21 protein-coding genes and 1 other RNA gene are annotated in these 22,885 nt (G+C 64.2%); 9 read left to right on the plus strand and 13 right to left on the minus strand.

Features of this window, described 5'->3' with window-relative positions; translation table 11 throughout:
- Positions 1-2: 2 nt before the first annotated feature.
- The 8 genes from hflC to AB4097_RS05880 all read right to left on the minus strand — a co-directional run bounded on the left by hflC (position 3) and on the right by AB4097_RS05880 (position 5,036).
- The gene (gene hflC, locus AB4097_RS05845; RefSeq protein WP_442037668.1) at positions 3-938 is read right to left on the minus strand and encodes a protease modulator HflC; all 936 of its coding nucleotides are present in this window, start codon (positions 936-938) and stop codon (positions 3-5) included.
- Positions 935-2,086 (minus strand): FtsH protease activity modulator HflK, encoded by a 1,152-nt coding sequence (gene hflK, locus AB4097_RS05850; RefSeq protein ID WP_442037669.1) that lies wholly within the window; start codon positions 2,084-2,086, stop codon positions 935-937. Before hflK ends, hflC begins: the two co-directional genes overlap by 4 nt.
- Before the next feature lie 136 nt (positions 2,087-2,222).
- Positions 2,223-2,735, minus strand: coding sequence for a dihydrofolate reductase (locus AB4097_RS05855; RefSeq protein WP_442037670.1), 513 nt, complete (start codon positions 2,733-2,735; stop codon positions 2,223-2,225).
- The gene (locus tag AB4097_RS05860) at positions 2,732-3,130 is read right to left on the minus strand and encodes a type II toxin-antitoxin system death-on-curing family toxin (RefSeq protein WP_442037671.1); all 399 of its coding nucleotides are present in this window, start codon (positions 3,128-3,130) and stop codon (positions 2,732-2,734) included. Before AB4097_RS05860 ends, AB4097_RS05855 begins: the two co-directional genes overlap by 4 nt.
- Positions 3,127-3,354, minus strand: coding sequence for an AbrB/MazE/SpoVT family DNA-binding domain-containing protein (locus tag AB4097_RS05865; RefSeq protein ID WP_442037672.1), 228 nt, complete (start codon positions 3,352-3,354; stop codon positions 3,127-3,129). The genes AB4097_RS05860 and AB4097_RS05865 overlap by 4 nt, the downstream gene beginning before the upstream one ends.
- A 58-nt stretch (positions 3,355-3,412) precedes the next feature.
- A complete protein-coding gene (locus AB4097_RS05870) occupies positions 3,413-3,892 on the minus strand; it encodes a GNAT family N-acetyltransferase (RefSeq protein WP_442037673.1) in 480 nt (159 codons plus the stop codon).
- Between the two features lie 37 nt (positions 3,893-3,929).
- Positions 3,930-4,235, minus strand: coding sequence for a DUF2293 domain-containing protein (locus AB4097_RS05875; protein WP_442037674.1), 306 nt, complete (start codon positions 4,233-4,235; stop codon positions 3,930-3,932).
- 6 nt (positions 4,236-4,241) lie between these two features.
- On the minus strand, positions 4,242-5,036 hold the full coding sequence (locus tag AB4097_RS05880) for a thymidylate synthase (RefSeq protein ID WP_442037675.1): 795 nt from the start codon (positions 5,034-5,036) through the stop codon (positions 4,242-4,244).
- Between the two features lie 156 nt (positions 5,037-5,192).
- Here AB4097_RS05880 and ssrA point away from each other — a divergent pair.
- Positions 5,193-5,549, plus strand: a transfer-messenger RNA (tmRNA) gene (gene ssrA, locus AB4097_RS05885).
- 23 nt (positions 5,550-5,572) lie between these two features.
- Positions 5,573-6,169, plus strand: coding sequence for an SspB family protein (locus AB4097_RS05890; RefSeq protein ID WP_442037676.1), 597 nt, complete (start codon positions 5,573-5,575; stop codon positions 6,167-6,169).
- Here the strand turns inward: AB4097_RS05890 and AB4097_RS05895 are convergent.
- On the minus strand, positions 6,166-7,581 hold the full coding sequence (locus AB4097_RS05895) for a cytochrome P450 (protein ID WP_442037677.1): 1,416 nt from the start codon (positions 7,579-7,581) through the stop codon (positions 6,166-6,168). The two genes, AB4097_RS05890 and AB4097_RS05895, sit on opposite strands and share 4 nt — an antisense overlap.
- Positions 7,582-7,669: 88 nt before the next feature.
- On the opposite strand from AB4097_RS05895, the gene fumC reads away from it, so the two are divergent.
- The 3 genes from fumC to AB4097_RS05910 are packed head-to-tail and all read left to right on the plus strand — an operon-like array spanning position 7,670 to position 9,519.
- Positions 7,670-9,064, plus strand: a complete 1,395-nt coding sequence (gene fumC, locus AB4097_RS05900) for a class II fumarate hydratase (RefSeq protein ID WP_442037678.1) — start codon at positions 7,670-7,672, stop codon at positions 9,062-9,064.
- 14 nt (positions 9,065-9,078) lie between these two features.
- Positions 9,079-9,267 carry a DUF4169 family protein gene (locus AB4097_RS05905; RefSeq protein WP_442037679.1) on the plus strand — a complete coding sequence of 63 codons (189 nt, stop codon included), beginning with the start codon at positions 9,079-9,081 and terminating at the stop codon, positions 9,265-9,267.
- A complete protein-coding gene (locus AB4097_RS05910) occupies positions 9,268-9,519 on the plus strand; it encodes a ribbon-helix-helix domain-containing protein (protein WP_442037680.1) in 252 nt (83 codons plus the stop codon).
- A gap of 176 nt (positions 9,520-9,695) precedes the next feature.
- Here the strand turns inward: AB4097_RS05910 and AB4097_RS05915 are convergent, their stop codons facing one another.
- Positions 9,696-13,259, minus strand: coding sequence for an AsmA family protein (locus AB4097_RS05915; protein ID WP_442037681.1), 3,564 nt, complete (start codon positions 13,257-13,259; stop codon positions 9,696-9,698).
- Between the two features lie 83 nt (positions 13,260-13,342).
- A complete protein-coding gene (locus tag AB4097_RS05920) occupies positions 13,343-14,758 on the minus strand; it encodes an FAD-binding oxidoreductase (RefSeq protein ID WP_442037682.1) in 1,416 nt (471 codons plus the stop codon).
- 183 nt (positions 14,759-14,941) lie between these two features.
- On the opposite strand from AB4097_RS05920, the gene AB4097_RS05925 reads away from it, so the two are divergent.
- Entirely contained in the window at positions 14,942-15,484 is a 543-nt protein-coding gene (locus tag AB4097_RS05925) for a thioesterase family protein (protein WP_442037683.1), read from the plus strand.
- A gap of 426 nt (positions 15,485-15,910) precedes the next feature.
- Positions 15,911-18,286 (plus strand): ATP-dependent helicase, encoded by a 2,376-nt coding sequence (locus AB4097_RS05930; protein WP_442037684.1) that lies wholly within the window; start codon positions 15,911-15,913, stop codon positions 18,284-18,286.
- Positions 18,287-18,416: 130 nt separating this feature from the next.
- On the opposite strand, the gene AB4097_RS05935 is transcribed toward AB4097_RS05930, so the two are convergent.
- A complete protein-coding gene (locus tag AB4097_RS05935) occupies positions 18,417-19,298 on the minus strand; it encodes a manganese catalase family protein (RefSeq protein WP_442037685.1) in 882 nt (293 codons plus the stop codon).
- Positions 19,299-19,500: 202 nt separating this feature from the next.
- On the opposite strand from AB4097_RS05935, the gene AB4097_RS05940 reads away from it, so the two are divergent.
- Positions 19,501-20,775, plus strand: coding sequence for a class I SAM-dependent methyltransferase (locus AB4097_RS05940; protein ID WP_442037686.1), 1,275 nt, complete (start codon positions 19,501-19,503; stop codon positions 20,773-20,775).
- 149 nt (positions 20,776-20,924) lie between these two features.
- Here the strand turns inward: AB4097_RS05940 and AB4097_RS05945 are convergent, their stop codons facing one another.
- Entirely contained in the window at positions 20,925-21,800 is an 876-nt protein-coding gene (locus AB4097_RS05945) for an SDR family NAD(P)-dependent oxidoreductase (protein ID WP_442037687.1), read from the minus strand.
- Between the two features lie 151 nt (positions 21,801-21,951).
- Between AB4097_RS05945 and AB4097_RS05950 the strand changes: the two genes are divergently transcribed.
- Complete coding sequence (locus AB4097_RS05950; protein WP_442037688.1) at positions 21,952-22,872, plus strand: 50S ribosomal protein L11 methyltransferase; 921 nt, start codon at positions 21,952-21,954, stop codon at positions 22,870-22,872.
- The last annotated feature ends 13 nt before the right edge of the window (positions 22,873-22,885 follow it).

Consider the following 22,885-nt stretch of genomic DNA (forward strand, 5'->3'; position numbering starts at 1 on the left):
GCTTATTGGGCTGGGGCCGGTTGAGCCGGCGCTGGAGCTGGTTGGGGGGTGGTGCCTCTGGTATTCCCTCGACCTGCCGGATCGTTGAAATAGCGGAAGAAATCGGAATCCGGGCTCAGAACGAGGCGGGTGTCACCACCCTTGAGACCGGCTTCGTAAGCCTGCATCGAGCGATAGAAGGCGAAGAACTCCGGATCCTGCCCGAAGGCCTCGGCCAGAATGCGGTTCCGGTCCGCATCGCCCTGACCGCGCAGTTCCTCGGCCCGCTGATTGGCCTCGGCCCGGATGATCGTGGCCTCGCGCTCGGCCCGGGCCCGGATGGTCTGGGCCTGCTGCTGGCCGTTGGCGCGAAGATCCGCCGCCTCACGCTCACGCTCGGTGCGCATACGCTGGTAGACCGCCTGGCTGTTCGCCGCGGGCAGGTCGACGCGGGTGAGGCGCACGTCGATCATCTCGATGCCCAGGCTGGCGGCCTGCCGGTTCACTTCGGCCTGGATGCGGTTCATCAGATCCGCGCGCTCGGTGCGGACGATGGCATCGCGGGACGCGCTCGCCAGCGTGTTACGCATGACCGAGTTCGTGAAGCTCTGCAGGCGCTGATTGGCCAGCGCGATGTTGCCGACGGCCTGATAGAAGCGCAGCGGATCGATGATCCGATAGCGGGTAAAGGCATCGACCTCCAGGTTCTGCCGGTCCGCCGACAGAAGGGTCTGAACCGGCAGGTCGAGGTCGAGCACACGCTTCTCGAAGTAGGTCACGGCATCGACCAGCGGCATCTTGAACTTCAGGCCCGGTTCCGAGATGGCGGATTGAACGGCGCCGAAGCGCAGCACCAGGGCATACTGGGTCTGCTGGACGATGAAGACCGAGCTGTAGAGCACGATGGCGGCCAGGGCCACGAGGACCAGGAGCCCCGTGCGAAGAGTCGAACCGTTCATCGCGTAGCTCCCTGCGGGTTCGCGGCATTGCCCTGCGACTGCGGCTGCGGACGCTGGGGCTGCTGGGTGAGAGGCAGGAAGGGCACGACACCCTGGCCGTTCTGGTCGACGATGATCTTGTCGACGCCGCCGTAGACGCGCTCCATGGTCTCGAGGAAGATGCGCTCGCGGCTGATGGCCGGAGCCTTGCGGTACTCCTCGTAGACCTGGCGGAAACGGGCCGCCTGACCGGTCGCGTCGGCGACCGACTGCTCCCGATAGGCCTCGGCCTGCTGCACCGTGCGGGACGCCTCGCCTCGGGCTTCGGGAACGACACGGCTCGCGAAAGCGCCGGCCTCGTTCTGGACGCGGACCGCATCCTGCTGGGCGGCGTTCACGTCGAAGAAGGCCTGGCGGACATCGGCGGGAGGCTGGACCGCCTGGAGCTGGACCACATTGATCAGGACGCCGGCGCCATAGGCATCCAGGGCCTCCTGCATGATCTGGCGCACTTCCTGGGCGATGCTGGCCTGTTCGGTCGTCAGGATAGCCTGGATGTTGCGCCGGCCGATCACCTCGCGCATGGCGCTTTCGGCCACGGACTTGATGGTGCCCTCGGGGTTCTGGAGATTGAAGACATAATCCTGCGGACGAGCGGGATTGATCTGCCAGACCGCATCGAAGTCGATGTCGACGATATTCTCGTCGGCGGTCAGCATCAGGCTTTCCTCGAGCACATCACGGGCGCGCCCCTGCCCTGTCGGCGTGGAACGATAGCCGACCTCGACCCGTTGCTGGGCCGTGACGTTGGGCTTCATCACGCGGCCGATCGGGTAAGGCAGGTTGTAGCGCAGGCCCTCGCCGGCGGTTCCCGTATACTTGCCGAAGATCATGTTGATGCCAACCTCGTTGGGCCGCACCGTGTAGAATCCGGTCAGAAGCCAGACCGCGATGACACCCAGGACGAGGATGACGAGCCCTCTGCCTCCCATAGAGCCGCCCGGAATGAAATCCTTCAGGCGATCCTGGCTGCGGCGCAGGATATCTTCAAGGTCGGGAGGATTTCCGTTCCCCTGCGGGCCGCCGGAGCCCCATGGGCTCTTGCCGCCTCCCGATCCGCCACGCTGACCCCAGGGGCCACCGCCGCCGCTTTGGTTACTCCAAGGCATTAGACGCCGTTCCTCGCATTGTAATGTTTGGCCTGAACGGCCGTTGAGAGCTCAAGACGGTTGTGGGTGCTGCCTCTTCCGCCTGTCAAGCCTGCGACTTGGGGATTGTGCGAGCCTTCGTCAACCTTGGACAGGGTCAACGGCGCCTTTCGAGATCAATAAAGGTAAATGGATGCTCGTCATCGGGCCCTTTGGGGTGTTCCTCCCGCTTCGTCTCACGAAACTGTGACCGGTCGAAATCAGGAAATACCGCATCGCCCTCGGGCGCAACCTGAACCTTCGTCAGGAAGATGCTTCGCACATGAGGCAGGGCCAAGGCGTAGATTTCCGCCCCGCCTGCAACGGCGACGGAATCGGTCCCCATCCGCGCTGCAAGCTCCGCCCCCTTGGCGACCGCCTCGTCCCAGGTATGGACCACGTGCACACCCTCGGCCGCAAAGCCGGCATCGCGGGTCAGCACGATCGTCTCTCGCCCCGGCAGGGGCTCGCCGATAGACTGGAAGGTCTTGCGGCCCATGATCATCGGCTTGCCCATGGTTAGCCTGCGGAAGCGCCCGAGATCCGTCTTGAGACGCCAGAGCAGCCGGTTGTCACGCCCGATGACGCCGTTCTCGGCGACCGCGACGACGAGGATGAGAGGGGTGGTCATGCGATCCGCCGGGGTGCGATGTTCATATGAATCCATTCCGCAAAATCTTCCTCGCTCATGGCGCCCGCGGCAAGGTCGATCATCGTGCGATAGGCATCAGGCTGGGAAGCCACGAGATTGAAGCCATTGAGCTTGAGAAAACCCACATAGGCGATAAAGGCTGCTCGCTTGTTCCCGTCGATGAAGGGATGGTTCTTGCTCAAACCGAAGGCGTAGGCTGCGGCGAGATATTCGGTGCGCATCTCGCCACGATAAAACCAAGCATTGACCGGTCTCGCCAAAGCGGAATCCAGCATTCCTTCATCGCGCAACCCTTCCGCTCCCCCGAAAAGACGCAAGGATTCCGCGTGCTTGAGCAGCAACGCCTGCCGGCTGATCCAGCGTGGCTCGCTCATTTGGACAAAGCGTCGAGGGTTTCACGGTACTCGACAATCACCTCGTCCATCGCCTTCAACTGCTCCTGCACTTCCGGATCAAGGGGCGTCAGGATAATCCCCGTCGCCGTTTCGACCACGTGCAGATGATCACCCTTACTCACCTTCAAACGATCGAGAATCGATCGGGGAAGAACGACACCGAGAGATGAGCCAACCTGGGTTACCTTGACTTCAACTGTCATGATTGAACCTCATGCGCAAAAGCGATTATAACAAATATAATAACTCTCGTGCAACAATCTAGCCTTCAGCCAATCGCCTCAGAGCTTCCCCGGTCATCCGCTGCACCGTCCACTCATCCATCGGAACGGCGCCGATGGAGCGGTAGACCCGCACGGCCGGCTCGTTCCAGTCGAGCACCCACCATTCGAGACGGGTCAGGCCCTCGTCGAGGCAGCGGCGGGCGAGATGTCTCAGCAGGGCCTTTCCGGTCCCCTTGGACCGGAAGGCAGGCCTGACGAAAAGGTCTTCCAGGTAGATCCCGTGGCGCCCACGAAAGGTCGAGAAATTGTAGAACCAGAGCGCGAAGCCGACGGGTTCTCCGTCCCATTCGGCAATATCGGCGAAGACGCGTGGGCTCTCACTGAAAAGCGCCTTCGCGATATCGTCCTGCGTGGCATCGACCTCGTGGGCCAGCCGCTCGTACTCGGCAAGTTCGCGAATGAAACTGAAGATCACCGAAGCGTCGCGTTCTTCGGCTTTGCGAATAACAAGGCTCATGCGGCTGTTGTGTCGGATGTGAGCACGGCTGTCGAGCCTATTCCGGCTCGTCATCGGCCTGGACGCGACGAGGCGAGCCCCATTCCTCGAGAATCCCGTTCATGTCGTCGAGGACGAAGAAACGGGCGCTCTCCATGTCGTAGCCGTCATTGAGCAGATCGTCATAATCCGTCAGCCTGTGCCGGATATAAGCCGTGAGGGACAGCCACGCGGCCGTCTCGGGCGAAGCGGTGTGCAGGCCCCGGCTGCCGAGCGCATGATCGGTCACAGACTCGAATTCATGCCGCGGAATGCGCGGGGCGAGAATGCGGACAGCACTTTCGATGACTTCTCGCCTGTTCATCTCACGTCAGACTGCGACGGGCGCCTTGATGGCCGGATGCGGATCGTAGTCTTCGATGGCGATGTCGTCGTAGGTGAAATCGAAGAGCGAGCGCACGGCCGGATTGAGCCGCAGCTTCGGCAGCGGACGCGGCTCGCGCGACAGCTGTAGGCGCGCTTGCTCCAGGTGGTTGAGGTAGAGGTGCGCATCTCCGAAGGAATGGACGAAATCGCCCGGCTGCAGCCCTGTCGCCTGCGCCATCATGTGCGTGAGCAGCGCATAGGACGCAATGTTGAACGGAACGCCGAGGAACACGTCCGCCGAGCGCTGATAGAGCTGGCAGGAGAGCCGCCCTTCGGCCACGTAGAACTGGAACAGGCAATGGCAGGGCGCGAGCGCCATCCTGTCGAGATCCGCCGGGTTCCAGGCCGACACGATCAGGCGGCGGCTGTCGGGGTTGCGGCGGATCTCGTCGAGCACCCAGCGGATCTGGTCGACGGCGCCGCCGTCGGGCTTCGCCCAGGACCGCCACTGCTTGCCGTAGACGGGGCCGAGGTCGCCGTTCTCGTCGGCCCACTCGTCCCAGATCGAAACGCCGTTCTCCTTGAGATAGCGGATGTTCGTGTCGCCCTTGAGGAACCACAAAAGTTCGTGGACGATGGAGCGCAGGTGCAGCTTCTTCGTGGTAACGAGCGGAAAGCCCTGGCTGAGATCGAAGCGCATCTGATGGCCGAAGACGGAAATCGTTCCAGTTCCCGTCCGGTCGTCCTTGCGGACGCCCTCATCCATGATGCGGCGGATCAGATCGAGATAAGCTTGCATGCGGTGCTCCTGCACTCATCATAGGACAGCCGCTCCGTTACGCCGAGTCGGGATGTGTCCATTTCTGTGAATCGGTTAACCTCCTGTGAGTGATAAAGAAACATGCCAATGACGCCGGCATGCGACTCACATTTCATGGTAATCTGGGCGATCGCCGCCCTTCCAAAATCCGCCCGTGCCACCTATATTGGCCATGTCGGTCGCGAGACCGACTATGGCGATAAACGGCTATCGGAATAAACCCATCGGACCCGGGGGCGGTACCCGGCGCCTCCACCAAAACCCAGGCTACGCTTGGGTTTCGGCGGGGGCGAAATAGGATCGACGAGGGCGTAAAGGGTGGACTTTCGCTCGGCATGGTTCCGCCGTTATCGGGCCGAATCTATAGTTGCCAACGACAACTATGCTCCGGTTGCAGTGGCTGCGTAAGCGGTCCCTAAAGCCGAATCAAAGCCCTTGCGGGTAGCACCGTAAGGCGGGGTCCGGAGGCACCTGGCAACAGAAGCCTCCACTTTTGTTTCTGCAAGGGCTCGCTTATGGCCGGTGGTAAAGACCTGATCCGTTACGATCTTCTGGTGCAGGACGCGCTCAAGGGCGTCGTGCGCAAGGTGCTGATCGATTCCAAGGACGGGCTGCCGGGCGAGCACCATTTCTACATCTCCTTCCAGACGGATTTTCCCGGCGTTCGCCTCTCGAACCGCCTGCGCGAAAAGTACCCTCAGGAGATGACCATCGTCCTCCAGCACCAGTTCTGGGACCTCAACGTCACTGAACACACCTTCGAGGTCGGGCTGTCCTTCTCAGGGATTCCCGAGCGGCTGCTCATTCCCTTCGACGCGTTGACCGGCTTCTTCGATCCCTCCGTCCAGTTCGGCCTCAAGTTCGACAGCCAGGACGAGGATGAAGAGGACGAGGCCGAGGAAGCGCCTCCCTCGCCCCAGCCGATCCGCGGCGCTGCCTCAGAACCGGTGGAGTTGAAGCAGCCCCGCAAGCCCCAGCCTGCACCCGAGAAGGCTCCGGCGGCCAAGGCCGAGACCGAGGCGCCGATGGAAGACGACAAGGCCGATGCGGCCGAGGGCGGTGCGGGCACCGCCGAAGTCGTCAGCCTCGATTCTTTCCGTAAGAAGAACTAAGCCCCTCGCGCATTCTCCTCCTTAGTGCGTCGCATCAGGCGCATGGGCAGGCCACCCTGCGGCCGCAGAGTAATCCGCTGCACGGGCGCGACTGCGTGTCCTTCCACGAGATCGAGCCGCATGGAGCGGGCGATGGTCGCGAGCACGATCACGGCCTCCTGCAGGGAGAAGCTCGCCCCGATGCAGACCCGCGGCCCGGCCCCGAACGGCAGATAGGCGAAGCGGTCGATCCGGCTTCGGTTTTCAGGCAGGAACCGCTCCGGCCGGAAGGCGTCCGGCTCGTCCCACAGCCGGCGGTGGCGGTGGAGCAGATAAGGCACGATCGCCACCATCGAGCCCGCAGGGATCTCCAGATCGCCGATCCGGTCGTCGTCGATGGCCGCCCGGCTCATATAGGGGGCCGGCGGATAGAGCCGGATGGCCTCGTCGATGACGGCGCGGGTATAGACGAGTTTTTCCAGATGATGCGGCTCGAGCGGCCCATCGCCTAAGACTTCGTCCACCTCCCGCTCCACATGGGCGCGTGCCTGCTCGTCCTGGGATAAAAGATAAAGCGACCAGGAGAGAGCATTGGCGGTCGTCTCATGTCCCGCTCCAATGAACGTGACGATGTTGGTCCTCACATCGATCTCGCTCAGGCCCTTGCCGGTCTCGGGGTCGGCCGCCTCCAGAAGCAGGGTCAGCAGGTCGCGGGGTGCCGGTTGGCCGCGATCGAGCAGTTCTTTCCGGGCAGCGATCAGTTCGTTGACCGTCTCCTCGAAGAACCGGATCGCCGGCCTTGCGCGCAGGCGCCCGATCCTGGGTACCCAATCGGGAAACCCGAAGATGTCGAGCGGATCAACTCTGCCGATGCTGTTGAAGTAGCGGGTGATGGCGCGTCCGAGAGCATCGGGGTCCTTCGGCACTCCTTGCGTGAAGATCGTCCGCTCCAGCACGTCGAGGGTCACCCGGGTCATTTCCAGCGAGGCATCGACCACCCGTCCCCCTGGGCGGCGCTGCCAGCGCCTCACGAGACGCTCCGCCGCCTCGACCATGGCCGGGAAGAAGCTCGCCACATGGCGCGGAGTGAAGAGCGGCGCGATGGTGCGGCGCTGAAGCCGCCATTCGTCACCCTCAGCGGTGACGAGACCCCGCCCCAGGCCGGGAGCCAGAATTCGAAGCTGGAGATCGTCCTTCCGGTAGTTGGCGGCGTTATCCACGAGGATATGGCGGATGGCGGCAGGATCGCTCACCACGGTCATGCGCCCGAGGGCTCCATCTCCGGTGATGATCGGCTCCTCGAAATGCGCCTCCATCCAGGTGTTCAGGGGGTTCTCGCGCACGGCCCGCAGGAACGCCAGAGTGCCGAGCGGCTCGGTGCGTGGCTTCGGGTGAGGCGGGTGGAACGAGGGGGCTTCCAGGGTGTCGCTCATGCGATTTTACAAGGCCTCCATGCGCGTTCGCAGTTGCGAGCGCCACCATTTGAGATAAGAACACGCAACTCCATCGAAAGAGGTCAGGATGTCGCCCTCAACCCGCATCGAAACAGATACCTTCGGCCCCATCGACGTTCCCGCCGACAGGCTCTGGGGCGCCCAGACGCAGCGTTCGCTCCAGAATTTCCGCATCGGGACGGATCGGATGCCGCTTCCGCTCGTTCATGCGCTGGCCATCGTGAAGCAGGCGGCCGCCCTGGTGAACAAGGATCTGGGCAAGCTGGAGCCGCGCCTCGCCGATGCGATTGCGAGCGCCGCCGCCGACGTGGTGCAGGGCAAGTATGACGACGAATTCCCGCTCGTGGTCTATCAGACGGGCTCGGGCACCCAGTCCAACATGAACATGAACGAGGTCCTCTCGAACCTCGCCATCGAGCGTCTCGGCGGCGAGCGCGGCAGCAAGAAGCCGGTTCACCCCAACGATCACGTGAACATGGGCCAGTCGTCGAACGACTCGTTCCCCACTGCCATGCACATCGCGGTCGCCCGCGAGGTCCACGACCGGCTGGTCCCCGCCCTCAAGCACCTGCACAAGGCGCTGAACGAGAAGGCCGAGGCCTTCAAGGACATCGTGAAGATCGGCCGCACGCACCTGCAGGACGCGACCCCCGTCACCCTCGGTCAGGAATTCTCCGGCTATGCCGCCCAGGTACAGCTCGGCATCGCCCGCATCGAGCAGACGCTACCCGGCATCTATGCCCTTGCCCAGGGCGGCACGGCCGTTGGCACGGGCCTCAACGCCCATCCGGAATTCGCCGATCGCTTCGCCTCGAAGGTGGTGGAGCTGACGGCCCTGCCCTTCACCTCGGCAAACAACAAGTTCGAGGCCCTCGCGTCCAACGACGCACTCGTCTACACGCACGGCGCGCTGGCGAGCTTGGCTGCCGGCCTGTTCAAGATCGCCAACGACATCCGTCTGATGGGCTCCGGCCCGCGCTCGGGCATCGGCGAGATTTCGCTGCCCGAAAACGAGCCCGGCTCGTCGATCATGCCCGGCAAGGTCAACCCGACCCAGGCAGAGGCCATGACGATGCTGTGCTGCCAGGTGGCCGGCAACCAGACCACCGTGACCTTCGCGGGCAGCCAGGGCCATTTCGAGCTCAACGTGTTCAAGCCGGTGATCGTCAATGCGGTCCTGCAGTCGATTCGTCTGCTGGCCGACGGCGCGATCAGCTTCACGGACAACTGCGTCGTCGGCATCGAGCCGAACCGGGAGCGCCTCAACGAACTGGTGCAGCGCTCGCTGATGCTCGTGACGGCGCTCGCCCCGTCCATCGGCTACGACAAGGCGGCCGCCATCGCCAAGTCGGCGCACAAGAACGGCACGACCCTGAAGGAAGAGGCCCTCAAGGCTGGCGTTGCGGAGGACCACTTCCACGCCGTCGTGCGTCCCGAGACGATGCTTCAGCCGGGCGAATAAGCTAAACTCGCGCCATGGGAGAGATCATCAATCTGCGCCAGGCGCGCAAGCAGAAGGCGCGGGCCGAGAAAGAGGTCCGCGCCAACGAAAACCGCATCGCCTTCGGCCGGACCAAGGCCGAGAAGAACCTGAGACAAGCCGAGCAGGACCTGGCGAAAAGCCGCCTCGACCAGCACAAGCGCGATGACGACGAGAAGCCGTGAATGGGCTTTGCCGTCGTCAAGCGCTCCGTCTCCATCGCCGGCCATCGAACGAGCATCTCCCTCGAAGAGCCCTTCTGGGCATCGCTGCGGGAAATCGCCGAGCGGGACCGGATATCCATCCAGGCGCTGATCGGGCGCATCGATGCGGAACGGGGCGACCAGAACCTCTCCTCCGCGATCAGGGTTTTCATCCTGGCCGATCTGCGCCAACGGCTGGGCACGCGCTCGCCGGATGACACTGCACCGGTTTAAGGGACGGTCGCCTGTACAGACTTCACTGGAACGATACCCTCCACGTCATGGCCGGCCTTGTGCCGGCCATCCCGCTTGATTGAAGCGCCGCACCCTCCCGATCGAGATCACCGGCACGAGGCCGGTGATGACGTAAGAAGGGATGACATCCCGCGCGGGAGAAGGAGAACTACCCCCTAACGGGTCGGTGGAGCCTCATAGACCGAGGGCGGCGGGCCGATCCGGGCCGGCGGGTTCAGGGGCGGCGCGGAGGTCGGCGACGGGGTGGGTTCCTCCGGCTGGTTCTGCTGCTCGGATTGCAGGCGCTCCGCATCCCGGCGCGCCCGTTCGGCCTCGGCTCTGGCTCGCGCCTGACGAAGCGCTTCCTCTTCGGCAGCCTTGGCTCTCTGCTGTTCGGCCTGCCGCTGCGCATCGATCTGGCGCTGGCGCTCGGCGGCAGCCCGCTCGAACGCTTCGATCTTTTCCAGCTCGCGCTTGAGCACGATGGCGGCGAGCCCATTGCGGAAGGGACCGGCATCGATCTGGCGAACGGGAGCCGAAAGGGAACCCTGCCAGTTGAGCCCGACCGAGGGTGGCGCGCCGACCCATTCGGGCGGCGAGGACTTGGCCACGAGGGCTCCGCGCGCGTCGAGCTGGAGGTTCTTCAGATCGTAGGTGACCGCGCCCTGCCAACTGGCCGCCCCGCTCTCAGCCACAAAGGGTGACAGGCGCAGCAGGCCGCCGACGAGCGCCGCCGATGTCCGAACGGGCGCGGCGTTGAACGGCCCGCGTCCAAGCTCGATTCCGAAGATCGCCTCCGTCTTTCCCTCGGCCAGGGGATCGTTCTCGGAGAGAGCCCGCTTGAGCGCCCTCTCGAACACGGATGGATCGGCCGCGGGAAGGCGGAGATTCGTGACCTGCCAATCACCGGCGCCACCGAGATTGGCCACGAGTTCGGACAGGCTCGAGCCCGCAGCCCCGAACCGGAGCGGGCCGGACAGGACCGCCTCGAACGGCGAGGCGCCGGTGAGCGCCCACAGGGGCACCTTTTCGATGGCGCCCTCGCCGACGATGGTCGCCGTTCCCTCCTGCCGGGTGATGGTGGTCGAGCCCGTGATCCGCCCGGAACCGATGGTTGCATCGAGGTTGCGGATGGAGATGCCATCCGCTTGCGCACCGACCACGAAAGACGCGCGGCTGGCCTGGAGACCGCGCCCAAGGTCGAGCGCTCCGACCCGGAAGTTGACCTGCCCGCCCGTCACGAGACGCCCGCTCTGGCCGAAGCGGGCCGTGGACCAGATGGCCGTGGCGGTGGCATCGCCCGGCACGTTCAGCGACAGGGCCGCCACGAGCCATGGCAGGGACAGCCGCCCCAGGGACACGTCGCCGCTGATGTCCGCCCGGGACGCCATCACGAGGCGCGCCTGCACGTTGTCGTTCGAGACCTTGCCGTTGACGTCGAGGAGGGTCGCGCCGCGCTCCCGGCCGAGGGATACGCGCGCGGTAACAGGCACTGGCGGGGCAACGCCCGCGCCGTCGCCCAGGAGGAGAAGGAAGGGGGTGAAATCCGGCGTTGAAACCTCGACCTCGCCGCTGTCCACCACATCGTCCGCTTCGCTCAAGGCAAAGGGGCGGGTCGTCGCCACCTTGGCGCCGGCAATATCGCCCGCGAGCGTGACGTTGAATAATCCGGACCCGACGCGGACCCCGCGCAGATCGACCCGGGACGGACGATTCAGACCCGCCATGGTCGCCCGGTTGACCCAGCGCCCCGTGTTATCGGCAGAGAGCGCGATGGTGAGGCTCTGGGTCCGCCCGTCGACGGACTCGACCTGCCCCTCGAACGGGCCGCCGGCCACGCGGCCTTTGGCGGTCGTGCGAAGCCTCAATTCGGTGGAGCCTGCAGGCGGCACGACCCGCTCCGACGTGACGTCGAGATCGAGCGCGCCCTCGCGCACGAAGGTGGGCACGAGCTTGGAGATTCCGCCGATCCACACGCTTCCCATCAGGTCGACCAGGGGGCTGGCGCGCGGAGCGGTGACCTTGCCGGTGATCTGTCCCGAACCGTCCGGTGCGATGCGTCCCCTCACCCGGGCGTTGGCGCCCGCGAGATCGACGATATCGAGCGTCTCGACGAGGAGTGCGGGTCCATCCGACAGAATCCGGGCCGAGATCCGCCCCGTGGGAGGGCTCTTCCCGGCGCTGACCCCGCGCGCATCGAGGATGAAGCCGACATCGAGGTTCTCGGTGGCCTGGAAGACGCTGGACACTTGCGGCAGGTCATCGAGGTTGAGGCTCTGGATCGCAACCTGGGCCTCGAGCTTGCCGCGCTCTTTGGCCTCGGGGGCGGTGTAGCGGGCATTCCCGGTCAGGATCGACGCGCCCATCTTCAGCCGCAGGCGGTTGAAGGAGAGGACCGGGTTCGAGAAGGCGATCTCCGACGAGGCCTCGATCGGACGCCCATCGAGCGCCCTCAGCAGAGGCGACTTGATGCCGATGCGGTCGAGATAGCGGGCCAGGCGGTCGGATGTCTTGGAGGCCAGCGCAACCTTGCCGTTGATGCCGCCTTGGGCGGTCAGGCCGAGTTCCCCTTCGAGGGCGACCCGCGTCTCGCCCGGCGCGTTGAACTCGATCCGGTCGAGAATCACCCGGCCCCGGTCGAGCGACAGGCGCAGGGCGGCATTCGACAGATCCTCCTGACCGAGGCCAATGCTGTCGAGCTTGAGGTCGAGGTCGATCGGCACCCGGATCAGCGGCAGGGACCAGTCCTGCAGCCGGCTCTTAAAGTCCTGTCCGTTGCCGGACAGGATGAAGCTGTCCGCATCGAGCCGGCGGCCCTCCAGCTTGAGGGAAATGCGCGGGTCGTTCAGCCCGATCCGGCCCTCGCCCGTCATGCGCAGGCTCGCCCCGCCCTCCCCGGCCTCCAGGCTCACCGGGCCGAGCTCGACCGCGCCCGGCACCGTCTTGAACTCGGTCTCGACCACGATGGGGATCGGGATGCCTGCGGCCGCGATCTGCGCGGGGGGACCGAACAGGACCTTGGCCTTGCCCGAGACCTGAGGCGTCGTGCCCTCCCCGGTCCCCTCGGAAAGCCCGAGCCGGGCGTCGAGATCGAAGCGCGGATAGATATCGCCCCCGCCCGAAAGCTTGACCTGGACGGTCTTGTCCTCGGCGAGTTCTCCCGTCACCAGCCGGAAAGGCACGCCCGAGGTCGTTCCCTCGACCCGCCAGGGGCCGATCAGCTTCTGGCCTTCGATGGTGACGTTCTCGGCGAAAGCCTGGTTCGTGCGCCCCGTGCTCGCGCTTTGGGTCGTGACGAGAAGCTGGGCCACGCTGAGGTTCTCGATGGCCCATTCGCGCGCCCGGCCGCTGCCCGACACCAGGTCCGGCGGCAGGCGCCATTCGCCGTCGCCGGCAACCGGAATGCGGATATCGGCCCGGCCGACCCGCGTCTCCGTGAAGCGCACATCGCCCTTCAGCAGCGGCGTCAGAGCCACCTCGGCGCGGACGCCGTCAGCCGTCAGCACCGGTGAATCCGGGGTCTTACCGCCGAGCCTCAGGCGCCCGAGGATGATCCTCGGAGCGGGCAGTAGGCGGATGCCAATGTCGCCCTCGGTGCGGGCCTCGGTGCCGGAGGCGCGCGAGATCATCCCGTCGATCGTGTCGCGGTAGGCCTCCCAATGGACGAAGGGAGGCGCCGCCACGGCGACCGCCAGGATCAGGATCACGATGGAGGCGATGATCGTCAGGATATCGCGCAAGAGGCCGCCTTCTCTCCGTTACAGTGATACGTCCTTATCTCATGACGCCAGGAACCGGGAGCGCTGTTCCATGTGTTCCACTGTCAAAGCGCAACGATCTTGCCCGGATTCATGATGTTGAGGGGGTCGATGGCCTGTTTCAAGACGCGCATGAGGTCGAGCGCGGCCGGCCCATGCTCGACTTCCAGGTACTTCATCTTCTTCTGGCCCACACCGTGCTCGCCCGTGCAGGTCCCCTCCATGGCGACTGCCCGGCGCACCAGCCGGTCGACGAAGGCCTCGCAGGCCTCGATCTCCGCTGGATCGTCCGCGTTCACCAGAGGCTGCACATGGAAATTGCCGTCGCCCACATGGCCGACGATGGGCGCCACGAGACCGCTCTCCAAGATGTCCTGCTTGGTGGCGTCGACGCATTCGGCCAAGCGGGAGATCGGCACGCAGACGTCGGTCGCCACCGACTGGGCGCCGGGCCGCAGACCCTTGGCCGCCCAATAGGCATCGTGCCGGGCCTGCCAGAGGCGCGAGCGTTCCTCGGGCTTCGTGGCCCACTCGAACGGCCCGCCGCTGAACTCGGTCGCGATCTCGCCGAAGCGCTCCGCCTGCTCCTGCACGCCGGCGGCGGAACCATGGAATTCCAGCAGCAACAGCGGGCTCTCCGGCAGGGTCAACTTGGAGTGAAGGTTGACCGCCCTCACCTGAACCTCGTCGAGCAGCTCGATGCGCGCCACCGGAATGCCGGTCTGGATCGTCATGATCACCGCGTCGCAGGCGGCCTTCACGGAGGGGAACGGGCAGATGCCGGCCGAAATCGCCTCCGGGATCCCGTGAAGCTTCAGGGTGATCTCGGTGACAATGCCGAGCGTTCCCTCCGAGCCGATGATGAGGCGGGTCAGGTCATAGCCGGCCGAGCTCTTCTTGGCCCGACTCGCCGTCTTCACGATCTCGCCGTTCGGCAACACGACGGTGAGCGCCAGCACCACGTCCTTCATGGTGCCGTAGCGAACCGCATTGGTGCCGGACGCCCGCGTGGCGACCATGCCGCCGATGGAGGCGTCCGCTCCCGGATCAATGGGAAAGAACAGGCCCTTGTCGCGCAGATACTCGTTCAGCTCCTTGCGGGTCACGCCCGCCTCGACCACGCAGTCCAGATCCTCGTCATGGACGGCGATGATGCGCTTCATCAGGCTGAGGTCGATGGAAACTCCGCCATAGGGTGCATTGATATGCCCTTCCAGCGATGTGCCGGTGCCGTAGGGAATGACCGGAACCCCATGCGCGGCGCAGAGTTTGACGATCTCCGACACCTCTTCCGTCGTGCGCGGATAGACCACGATATCCGGCGGCTGGTTCTTCACCCAGGTCAGGGTATGCCCATGCTGCTCACGCACGGCAGCCGAGGTCGCGACCCGGTCGCCGAACCGCTGCGAGAGTTCGCTCGTCAGGGCGGCAATGGAGGCATCCGTCGTTTTCAGGCGGGCATTCGCTTGGGGGGCATTCATGGAGGCTTCAGATCCGGTTGTGATGCTCGTTCCACCCATAGCTATCAGAACCGTTGCAAAGGCAACACTCCGGATGAGAAAGATGCCGCATCCCTGCTGCACAAGTCACGCGAACGTGCTAACATTCATTCCTTTCCGAGGAAGGGACAGTCATCTGAGCGACATCGAGGGACAAGCCTGACCATGGAGAAGCGGACGCCCGTCTTTTTCTTCGCACCCTTCGTGTCCTCCACGATGCGGGTCGAGCCCGCTTGGATCGACTACAACGGCCACATGAACATGGCCTATTACCATGTGCTCTTTGACCGCGCCGTGGAGGAAGGCTTCAGCCTTGTCGGCCTGGGCCACGATTATCTGGAGAAGTACAAGGCATCCTTCTTCGCGGCCGAGGTTCACACCGTCTACAAGCGTGAATTGAAGCTGCACGACCGGGTGCGCGTCACACTCCAGCTTGTCGATTTCGACGAGAAGCGGATCCACTACTATCTGGAAATCCGTCACGCCAACGAGGGCTGGGTTGCCGCTTCGATGGAAGGCCTTTCGCTCCATGTGGACATGGCAACACGGAAAGTTTGTCCCTTCCCGGACGATATCACGGCCAATCTCGCCGTCATGAAGACCACGCACGCCCGGCTATCGCGGCCTCAATCCCTGGGCCGCATCATCGGCATCCCGCACAAGCCCGAGTTTCAAGACGCCCTATCGGCTTCTGGCACACGTCATTAGCAAACTCTGCCGGGCCCGCAGCCGGAGCGCGGCATCGGAGGGACATACCGGGGAGCGAAAAGACGATCCCGGTCCACATTCTGTCTTATCTGGTTGCTTTTGCTCTGAACGTCCTGCTCGACACCCAGGATCCGCTGATCTTGCTGAAGCCGCCGGTTGATCTGGTCCGTACTCTGCTCCGCAGGGCTCGTGCGCGGCAACCGCGTCTGCGCGCCGGCCGGGATGGCCAAAGGCAGAGAAAGGCTCGAGACGACGGCAAGGGCCACCATGAAACGCATGGAACATTCCTCTTCAGGCCTATGACCCCCATATGGCGATGAGCGCCCTTTTCGACAATGAGGTCGAGGTCCGGAAGTTCGCCCCTGCGGCAGGATCGACAGGACTTCAGGCTCGACGCCGTTCGCCTTTTGATCCATGGTCCCGTCGATGAATCACTCCGATAACCGCCCCGACCCGCAGGACAGCCTCGCCCATGAGCCGGCGTCCGGCTCCTTGAGCGCCCGCGCCCGTGCAGCGGTCGCGCCGCAATCGCCCTACCTGAACGGCCTGAACCCGGAGCAGCGGGCCGCCGTCGAGGCTACGGAAGGGCCGGTTCTGGTTCTCGCAGGCGCCGGCACCGGCAAGACGCGTGTGCTGACCACCCGGATCGCGCATCTCATCGCCACCGGCAAAGCCTATCCGTCCCAGATTCTCGCCGTGACCTTCACCAACAAGGCGGCGCGGGAGATGCGCGAGCGCATCACCGCCGTGATCGGTCCGGTGGCCGAGGGCATGCAATGGCTCGGTACCTTCCACTCCATCGGCACCAAGATCCTGCGCCGCCATGCGGAGCTCGTCGGCCTGCGTTCCGATTTCACCATCCTCGGCACGGACGATCAGCTGCGCCTGATGAAGCAGGTGATCGAAGCCGAGGGGATCGACGAGAAGCGCTGGCCCGCACGCCAGCTCGCCGCCCATATCGACGGCTGGAAGAACCGAGGCCTCGGGCCCGATCAGGTTCCTGCCGGTGAAGCCGGCGCCTTCGCCAACGGCAAGGGCGGACGGCTCTACCGCGCCTATCAGGAGCGTCTGAAGGTCCTCAACGCCGTCGATTTCGGCGACCTCCTGCTCGAATGCCTGCGCCTGTGGCGCGAGCACCCTGACATTCTGGAGCAGTACCAGAACCGCTTCCGCTACATGCTGGTGGACGAGTACCAGGACACCAACGTCGCCCAGTATCTCTGGCTGAGGCTGCTCGCCCAGGCGCGCAAGAACCTGTGCTGCGTCGGCGACGACGATCAGTCGATCTATGGCTGGCGCGGCGCCGAGGTCGACAACATCCTGCGCTTCGAGCACGACTTCCCCGGTGCGACCGTGATCCGCCTGGAGCGCAATTATCGCTCCACCGGCCACATTCTCTCCGCAGCCTCCGGCCTTATCGCCAAGAACCAGGGCCGTCTCGGCAAGACCCTGCGCACGGAGGACGAGCCGGGCGAGAAGGTGACGATCACCGGCGCGTGGGATTCCGAAGACGAAGCCCGCCTGATCGGCGAGGAGATCGAGGCCTTCCACGCCAAGAAACACCCGCTCTCCGAGATCGCGATCCTGGTGCGCATCTCCGCCCAGATGCGCGAAATCGAAGACCGGTTGGTGACGCTTGGCGTCCCCTATCGCGTCATCGGCGGTCCGCGCTTCTACGAGCGCGCGGAAATCCGCGACGCGCTCGCTTATCTTCGCGTCGTCAACCAGCCGGCGGACGACCTCGCCTTCGAGCGCATCGTGAACACGCCCAAGCGTGGCCTGGGCGATGCCACCATCCAGGTGCTGCACAACCATGCCCGCGCGGCCCGCGTACCGCTCATGGAGGCCGCGCGTTTCATCGTCGAGACCGATGAGCTAAAGCCGAAACCGCGCGCGACGCTGCGCGATCTCCTGATCTCCTTCGGCCGCTGGTCGAAGCTCTCCGAGACCATGACGCAGTCGGAGGTGGCGCAAACCGTGCTGGAGGAATCCGGCTACACCGACATGTGGCAGAAGGACAAATCGGCCGATGCCGCGGGACGCCTGGAGAACCTCAAGGAGCTTGTGCGCTCCATGGAGGAGTTCCCCGACCTGCAAAGCTTCCTTGAGCACGTATCCCTGGTCATGGAGGCCAACGAGAGTGACACGGCCGAGCGCGTGAGCCTCATGACGCTTCACGCGGCGAAAGGATTGGAGTTCGACACGGTCTTCCTGCCCGGCTGGGAGGAAGGACTGTTCCCGAACCAGCGTGCGCTCGATGAGAGCGGCCGCGCCGGCCTCGAGGAAGAGCGTCGCCTCGCCCATGTGGGCCTCACCCGTGCGCGGCGCCGGGCCAAGATCTACTTCGCCTCCAACCGTCGCATCCACGGCCTGTGGAACTCGACCGTTCCGAGCCGCTTCGTCGACGACTTGCCGGAGACAAACGTGGAGATCGTCGAAGCTCCCGCGAACTTCTCCTATGGCGGCTACGGTGGCGGCTCCCGCTTCGACCGCATGCAGCCCTTCAGCGGCTCCTCCTATCAGACGCCCGGCTGGCAGCGCGCGCAGGCGCACCGCGCCTCGACCGACGATGGCGGCTATTCCGCCCGCCGCTCGGGCGACAGACGTGGGCCGATGCTGATCGAGGGCGAACTGGTGGCCAAATCCACCGGGGGCTCGGGCTTTGCCGTGGGCGGACGGGTCCTGCACACCAAATTCGGGCCGGGCACTATCGAAGCCGTCGACGGCAACAAGCTCACGGTCGAGTTCGACAAGGCCGGGCGGAAAATGGTGCTGGACAGTTTTGTCGAGGCCTTGGGGTAAGACACTTCCGCTTCCGTCATCACCGGCCTTGTGCCGGTGATCTCGATCCGAAGAGCACAGCGCTTCACCGTATCGAGATGGCCGGGACGAGCCCGGCCATGACGTGAGAGCGCGTTGGTGCTTTCAACGATTACTCTGCAGCAGCCGGCGGCACCGGTGCGGGCGGCGTGCCGTAGGCGCGTGGATCGATCGGGTTGAGCTGCCCTTCGTCTTCCGTGTAGGCCGGCGGGCGGTCGACATAGGTGAAGGTGCTCTTCCCGTCAGGTGCGGGACCCTGCGCCCAACGGCCCTGCTGGCTCTCGACACCCTCGGAGTGATTGAGGAACTGATAGGCGACCTCGGTCTTCTCCAGATCCTGCGGAAAGTTCGACGGTACGGGAGTCGTTTCAAGGCCGTCCTCTTCCAGTTCCTTGATCGCCGCGAGCCACTGGTTCTGGTGCATGGTGTCACGGGCGAGCATGAACGAGAGCATGTCGCGCACGCCCGTGTCGTTGGTCATGTTGTAGAGACGGGCGACCTGCAGACGACCCTGGCTTTCGGCCGTAACGTTGAAGCGGAAATCGGCGAGCAGGTTGCCGCTTGCAATCGTATAAGCCGCGTTCCAGGGATTGCCGACGCTGTCCGACGGGCGGGAGCCGAGGCCGGCAACAATGTACTGCTGAGGGTTCATGCCAGCCACGATGGCATCCTCGACGCGGGCTCCGCCCATGACGGCGCCGACCACGGAGTTCTTGGCCATCTCCTCCTGCTGCTCGATCGGCGAGGTTTCGAGCAGGCGTGCGATCATGGTGGCGAGCATTTCGACATGGCCGATTTCCTCCGTGCCGATATCCATGATCATGTCTTTGTACTTCTGGGGACCGCGGCAGTTCCAACCCTGAAACAGGTAGGTCATCATCACGCTCATCTCGCCCCATTGGCCGCCGAGGGGCTCCTGAAGCATCTTGGCAAAAAGCGGGTCTGGTCTGTCAGGCTTGGCATGATAAGCCATCTGCTTCTGACGGAAGAACATCGGCTGCTCCTGTTCGATGGATCGAGTGGCGACGCTCCACCCCGCGGGCGTCAGGCTTCCAACAAGAGCGATTCCCGGTTGTTCCCGAATTTGGCCGTCATTCCTGCACTTTGGACTCATTCTGATTTGGCCTTTTGGCCTCTAGCCACCCGGGCGCAACTGTGGAACCATCCGCTCCGATGAACGATCACCAGAGGTGCCGATGTTTCCGTTGTCCCATATGCTGAAATCCTTCATTCGCACCGGCACCCTGAAGGTGGTCGATGCGGAGGGCGGCGTGCATGTCTTCGGCGGCGTGAAGCCGGGGCCGAGCGTCACCATGCGTCTGACGGACCGCTCGCTTTATCACAAGCTGTTCCTCAACCCGGAACTGCATGCGGGCGAAGCCTATATGGACGGGCGCATGAGCTTCGAGGACGGCTCGACCTTGCGGGACTTCCTCAATCTCTTTTCGATGAACCGTTCGACCCTGGCGAACTACCCGCTCCAGAACGTGCTGAAGCGCGTCTCGCGGACCGTGAAGCGGTTCCAGCAGGCGAACCCGGTCGGCAAGGCCCAGCAGAACGTGGCGCATCATTACGATCTCGGGAACGATTTCTACAGACTCTTTCTCGACAAGGGCATGCAGTATTCCTGCGCCTACTTCATTAATGACGACGATACGCTGGAGGAGGCGCAGCAGAACAAGCTTCGTCTCATCGCATCGAAGCTGCAGCTCAAGCCGGGCTTGAAGATTCTCGACATCGGCAGCGGCTGGGGCGATCTCGCCCTCTATCTCGCCGCGATGGAGGACGTGGACGTGACCGGCGTCACGCTGTCGAAGGAGCAGTACGAACTCTCCAACGAGAAGGCACGGCGCGCCGGCCTGTCGCACCGAGTCCGCTTCGAGCTGCTCGATTACCGCAAGGTGGAGAAGAAATTCGATCGCATCGTTTCAGTCGGTATGTTCGAACATGTGGGCGTGCATCATTACGCCGAGTTCTTCAAGAAGATCAACGCGCTTCTCGACGATGACGGGTTGATGGTGCTGCACTCCATCGGCAAGATGAGCCCGCCCGGCACCGCAAGCCCATGGCTGCGCAAGTACATCTTCCCTGGCGCCTATTCCCCTGCCCTGTCGGAGGTGTTCCCCGTGGTTGAACAGAACCAGTTGTGGGTGACGGATCTGGAGTTCCTGCGTCTGCACTACGCCAAAACGCTCAATCATTGGCATCGACGGTTCGAGGCCAACCGGGAGAAGATCGCCGCGATGTACGATGAACGCTTCTGCCGGATGTTCGAGTTCTACCTCGTTAGTGCCGAGACCATGTTCACCACCGGAAGCCAGTTGGTCTTCCATATGCAGCTGGCCCGCAAGCGCGACGCCGCGCCCATCGTGCGCGATTACATCACGGATACCCAACGCGCTTACAAGGCCAAGGAAACCGAGAAACTGCACGTACTCGCTCCCACGGGGAAGGTTCTGCAGGACGGCTGACAATGATATCCCGCTGACGTTGTCACCAAGCCGGAGAGCCTGTCGTATCCAGTGAAACGGGTTTTCCCTTCTGGACGACCTGCATGATGCGGGTGTCGCGCAGGTCCTCCTCGACATGCATCGTCATCATCGCTTCCCGGAGCGGGCGATCAGGTCAGGGTCTCGTAGTCCTTGTTCTTCAGGCCGTCATGGGAATGGCGCGTCGGCAGCTTGCCCTGCGGCTGCTTCCTGAAATTCGATGCGGCTTTCGTGCCTACCGGCCCCTTCGAGATCGTGATGCCGCCATCGACCATGTAAAGCGCACCCGTGACGAAGCTTGCCTCGTCCGAGGCCAGGAAGCAGAATACGTTTGCGACCTCCTCGGGCGTGCCGCGCCGGCCCATGGGCGTGGCCTGCGTGATCATCGTGGCGAGCTCCGCATCCATCGGCCCCATGGATTTATGCGTCCAGGCGGTGTCGATGGGCCCCGGGCACACGCAATTGGCCCGCACGCCGTAAGGCACCTGCTCGGCCGCGACGCCGCGGATGAAGGAATGAATGAAGGCCTTCGTGCCGCCATAGGGCGTATTCTTCGGATGCCCAAGCGCGCCGGCCTCGGACCCCGTCGCGATGATGTTGCCGTGCGTCTCCTGGAGGTGTGGCAAGGCGAATTTCGTCATCAGGAAGACCGAGCGCACGTTCGAGCGGAATGTCTCGTCGAACTTGTCGATGGGATAATCCTGCGTCTCCGCGACGGCGAGAAAGACGCCCGCGTTGTTGACGAGGACGTCGATGCGCCCATAGGCGCTCACGCAGGCCTCGATGGCCGCCTGGGCATGGCGCTCCTCGGCGATATCCCCGAGATAGAATTCCGCGAAACCGCCGGCCCCGTTGATCGTGCGGGCCACGTCCTCAACGGGATCATCCGGCAGGCCGACGAGGAGAAGGCGCGCGCCCTCCTGGGCAAACTTGAGCGCAATGGCTTCGCCGATACCGGTGCCGGCACCCGTCACGATGGCAACCTTGTCGAAAAGACGTCCGGACATGGGAATCTCCTGGAAGAGCAATCGCAGCCGCCGGTCAGGACCGCGGCCGACATCAGGTGAGGGCACAACGGGACGCATCCCTGACGGTTCCGGGCGAAGCTCGATCTCACGGACAGGTGACCTGCGGCACAAGGGGTGCTAAGGCGACGGCATGCTTGAAGGTCTGCACCCCAACCGTCCCACTCACGTGTTCCGCATCACCACGGACGAGCGCTCCGCGCGCGCCATGACCGACATGATCGGCGAGATCTTCGATCCGGCCGAGACGGCGGTCGCCTCCTTCGAGACGGAGGATGGCGGGCCCTGGATGCTGGAGGCGTATTTCGCGCACCAGCCCGACGAGGCTGCGATCCGCAACCTGCTGCGCCCCATCGTCGGCGCGGAAGCGGACAAGGGAGTCTTCCTGCCGCTCGAGCAGAAGGATTGGGTGAAAGCTTCGCTGGAAGGTCTCAAGCCCGTTCGCGCAGGCCGGATCTTCGTCCATGGCTCGCACGATCGTCACGAGCGCCGCCCGAGCGACGTCGCCATCGAGATTGAGGCGGGCTTGGCCTTCGGCACGGGCCATCACGGCACGACGAAGGGCTGCCTGCTCGCATTCGTGGATGAATTGAAGACGCGCACCCCTCGCCATGTGCTCGATGTCGGCACCGGCACGGGCATTCTGGCCTTCGCGGCCGCAAAGATCCTGAAACGTCCCATTGTGGCGGGCGATATCGACCCTGAAGCCGTGCGTGTGGCGCGTGAGAATGCGCGGCTGAACGGGATCGGGGCCTTCATGAAGCTCTATGTTGGGCCCGGTATCCGCCATGCGGAAGCGGACCGTACAGGTCATTTCGACCTGGTGTTCGCCAACATTCTGGCGAAGCCTCTCCGGATGCTGGCGCCTTCGCTGGCGCGCGTCGCAAGCCTTGACGGAACGATCATCCTGTCAGGGCTGCTGGCCCGGGACGTCCCTGGCGTATTGTCGACTTATGCCCATCAGGGCTGGTACCTGCAGCGCCGCTACGATCTCGATGGATGGGCCGCGCTGGTCCTAAAACGGGGCAGCGCACGTCCGCAGCCCCGCCGGTAGTCGATCTTACTCG

The sequence above is a fragment of the Microvirga sp. 2MCAF35 genome (genome assembly GCF_052115545.1).
Classification (GTDB): Bacteria; Pseudomonadota; Alphaproteobacteria; order Rhizobiales; family Beijerinckiaceae; genus Microvirga.

Bases quoted from the DNA above. Each gene is read 5' to 3' on its own strand.
- hflC (WP_442037668.1), bottom strand. From the start codon at position 938: ATGAACGGTTCGACTCTTCGCACGGGGCTCCTGGTCCTCGTGGCCCTG.
- hflK (WP_442037669.1), bottom strand. From the start codon at position 2,086: ATGCCTTGGAGTAACCAAAGCGGCGGCGGTGGCCCCTGGGGTCAGCGT.
- AB4097_RS05855 (WP_442037670.1), bottom strand. From the start codon at position 2,735: ATGACCACCCCTCTCATCCTCGTCGTCGCGGTCGCCGAGAACGGCGTC.
- AB4097_RS05860 (WP_442037671.1), bottom strand. From the start codon at position 3,130: ATGAGCGAGCCACGCTGGATCAGCCGGCAGGCGTTGCTGCTCAAGCAC.
- AB4097_RS05865 (WP_442037672.1), bottom strand. From the start codon at position 3,354: ATGACAGTTGAAGTCAAGGTAACCCAGGTTGGCTCATCTCTCGGTGTC.
- AB4097_RS05870 (WP_442037673.1), bottom strand. From the start codon at position 3,892: ATGAGCCTTGTTATTCGCAAAGCCGAAGAACGCGACGCTTCGGTGATC.
- AB4097_RS05875 (WP_442037674.1), bottom strand. From the start codon at position 4,235: ATGAACAGGCGAGAAGTCATCGAAAGTGCTGTCCGCATTCTCGCCCCG.
- AB4097_RS05880 (WP_442037675.1), bottom strand. From the start codon at position 5,036: ATGCAAGCTTATCTCGATCTGATCCGCCGCATCATGGATGAGGGCGTC.
- AB4097_RS05890 (WP_442037676.1), top strand. From the start codon at position 5,573: ATGGCCGGTGGTAAAGACCTGATCCGTTACGATCTTCTGGTGCAGGAC.
- AB4097_RS05895 (WP_442037677.1), bottom strand. From the start codon at position 7,581: ATGAGCGACACCCTGGAAGCCCCCTCGTTCCACCCGCCTCACCCGAAG.
- fumC (WP_442037678.1), top strand. From the start codon at position 7,670: ATGTCGCCCTCAACCCGCATCGAAACAGATACCTTCGGCCCCATCGAC.
- AB4097_RS05905 (WP_442037679.1), top strand. From the start codon at position 9,079: ATGGGAGAGATCATCAATCTGCGCCAGGCGCGCAAGCAGAAGGCGCGG.
- AB4097_RS05910 (WP_442037680.1), top strand. From the start codon at position 9,268: ATGGGCTTTGCCGTCGTCAAGCGCTCCGTCTCCATCGCCGGCCATCGA.
- AB4097_RS05920 (WP_442037682.1), bottom strand. From the start codon at position 14,758: ATGAATGCCCCCCAAGCGAATGCCCGCCTGAAAACGACGGATGCCTCC.
- AB4097_RS05925 (WP_442037683.1), top strand. From the start codon at position 14,942: ATGGAGAAGCGGACGCCCGTCTTTTTCTTCGCACCCTTCGTGTCCTCC.
- AB4097_RS05930 (WP_442037684.1), top strand. From the start codon at position 15,911: ATGAATCACTCCGATAACCGCCCCGACCCGCAGGACAGCCTCGCCCAT.
- AB4097_RS05935 (WP_442037685.1), bottom strand. From the start codon at position 19,298: ATGTTCTTCCGTCAGAAGCAGATGGCTTATCATGCCAAGCCTGACAGA.
- AB4097_RS05940 (WP_442037686.1), top strand. From the start codon at position 19,501: ATGTTTCCGTTGTCCCATATGCTGAAATCCTTCATTCGCACCGGCACC.
- AB4097_RS05945 (WP_442037687.1), bottom strand. From the start codon at position 21,800: ATGTCCGGACGTCTTTTCGACAAGGTTGCCATCGTGACGGGTGCCGGC.
- AB4097_RS05950 (WP_442037688.1), top strand. From the start codon at position 21,952: ATGCTTGAAGGTCTGCACCCCAACCGTCCCACTCACGTGTTCCGCATC.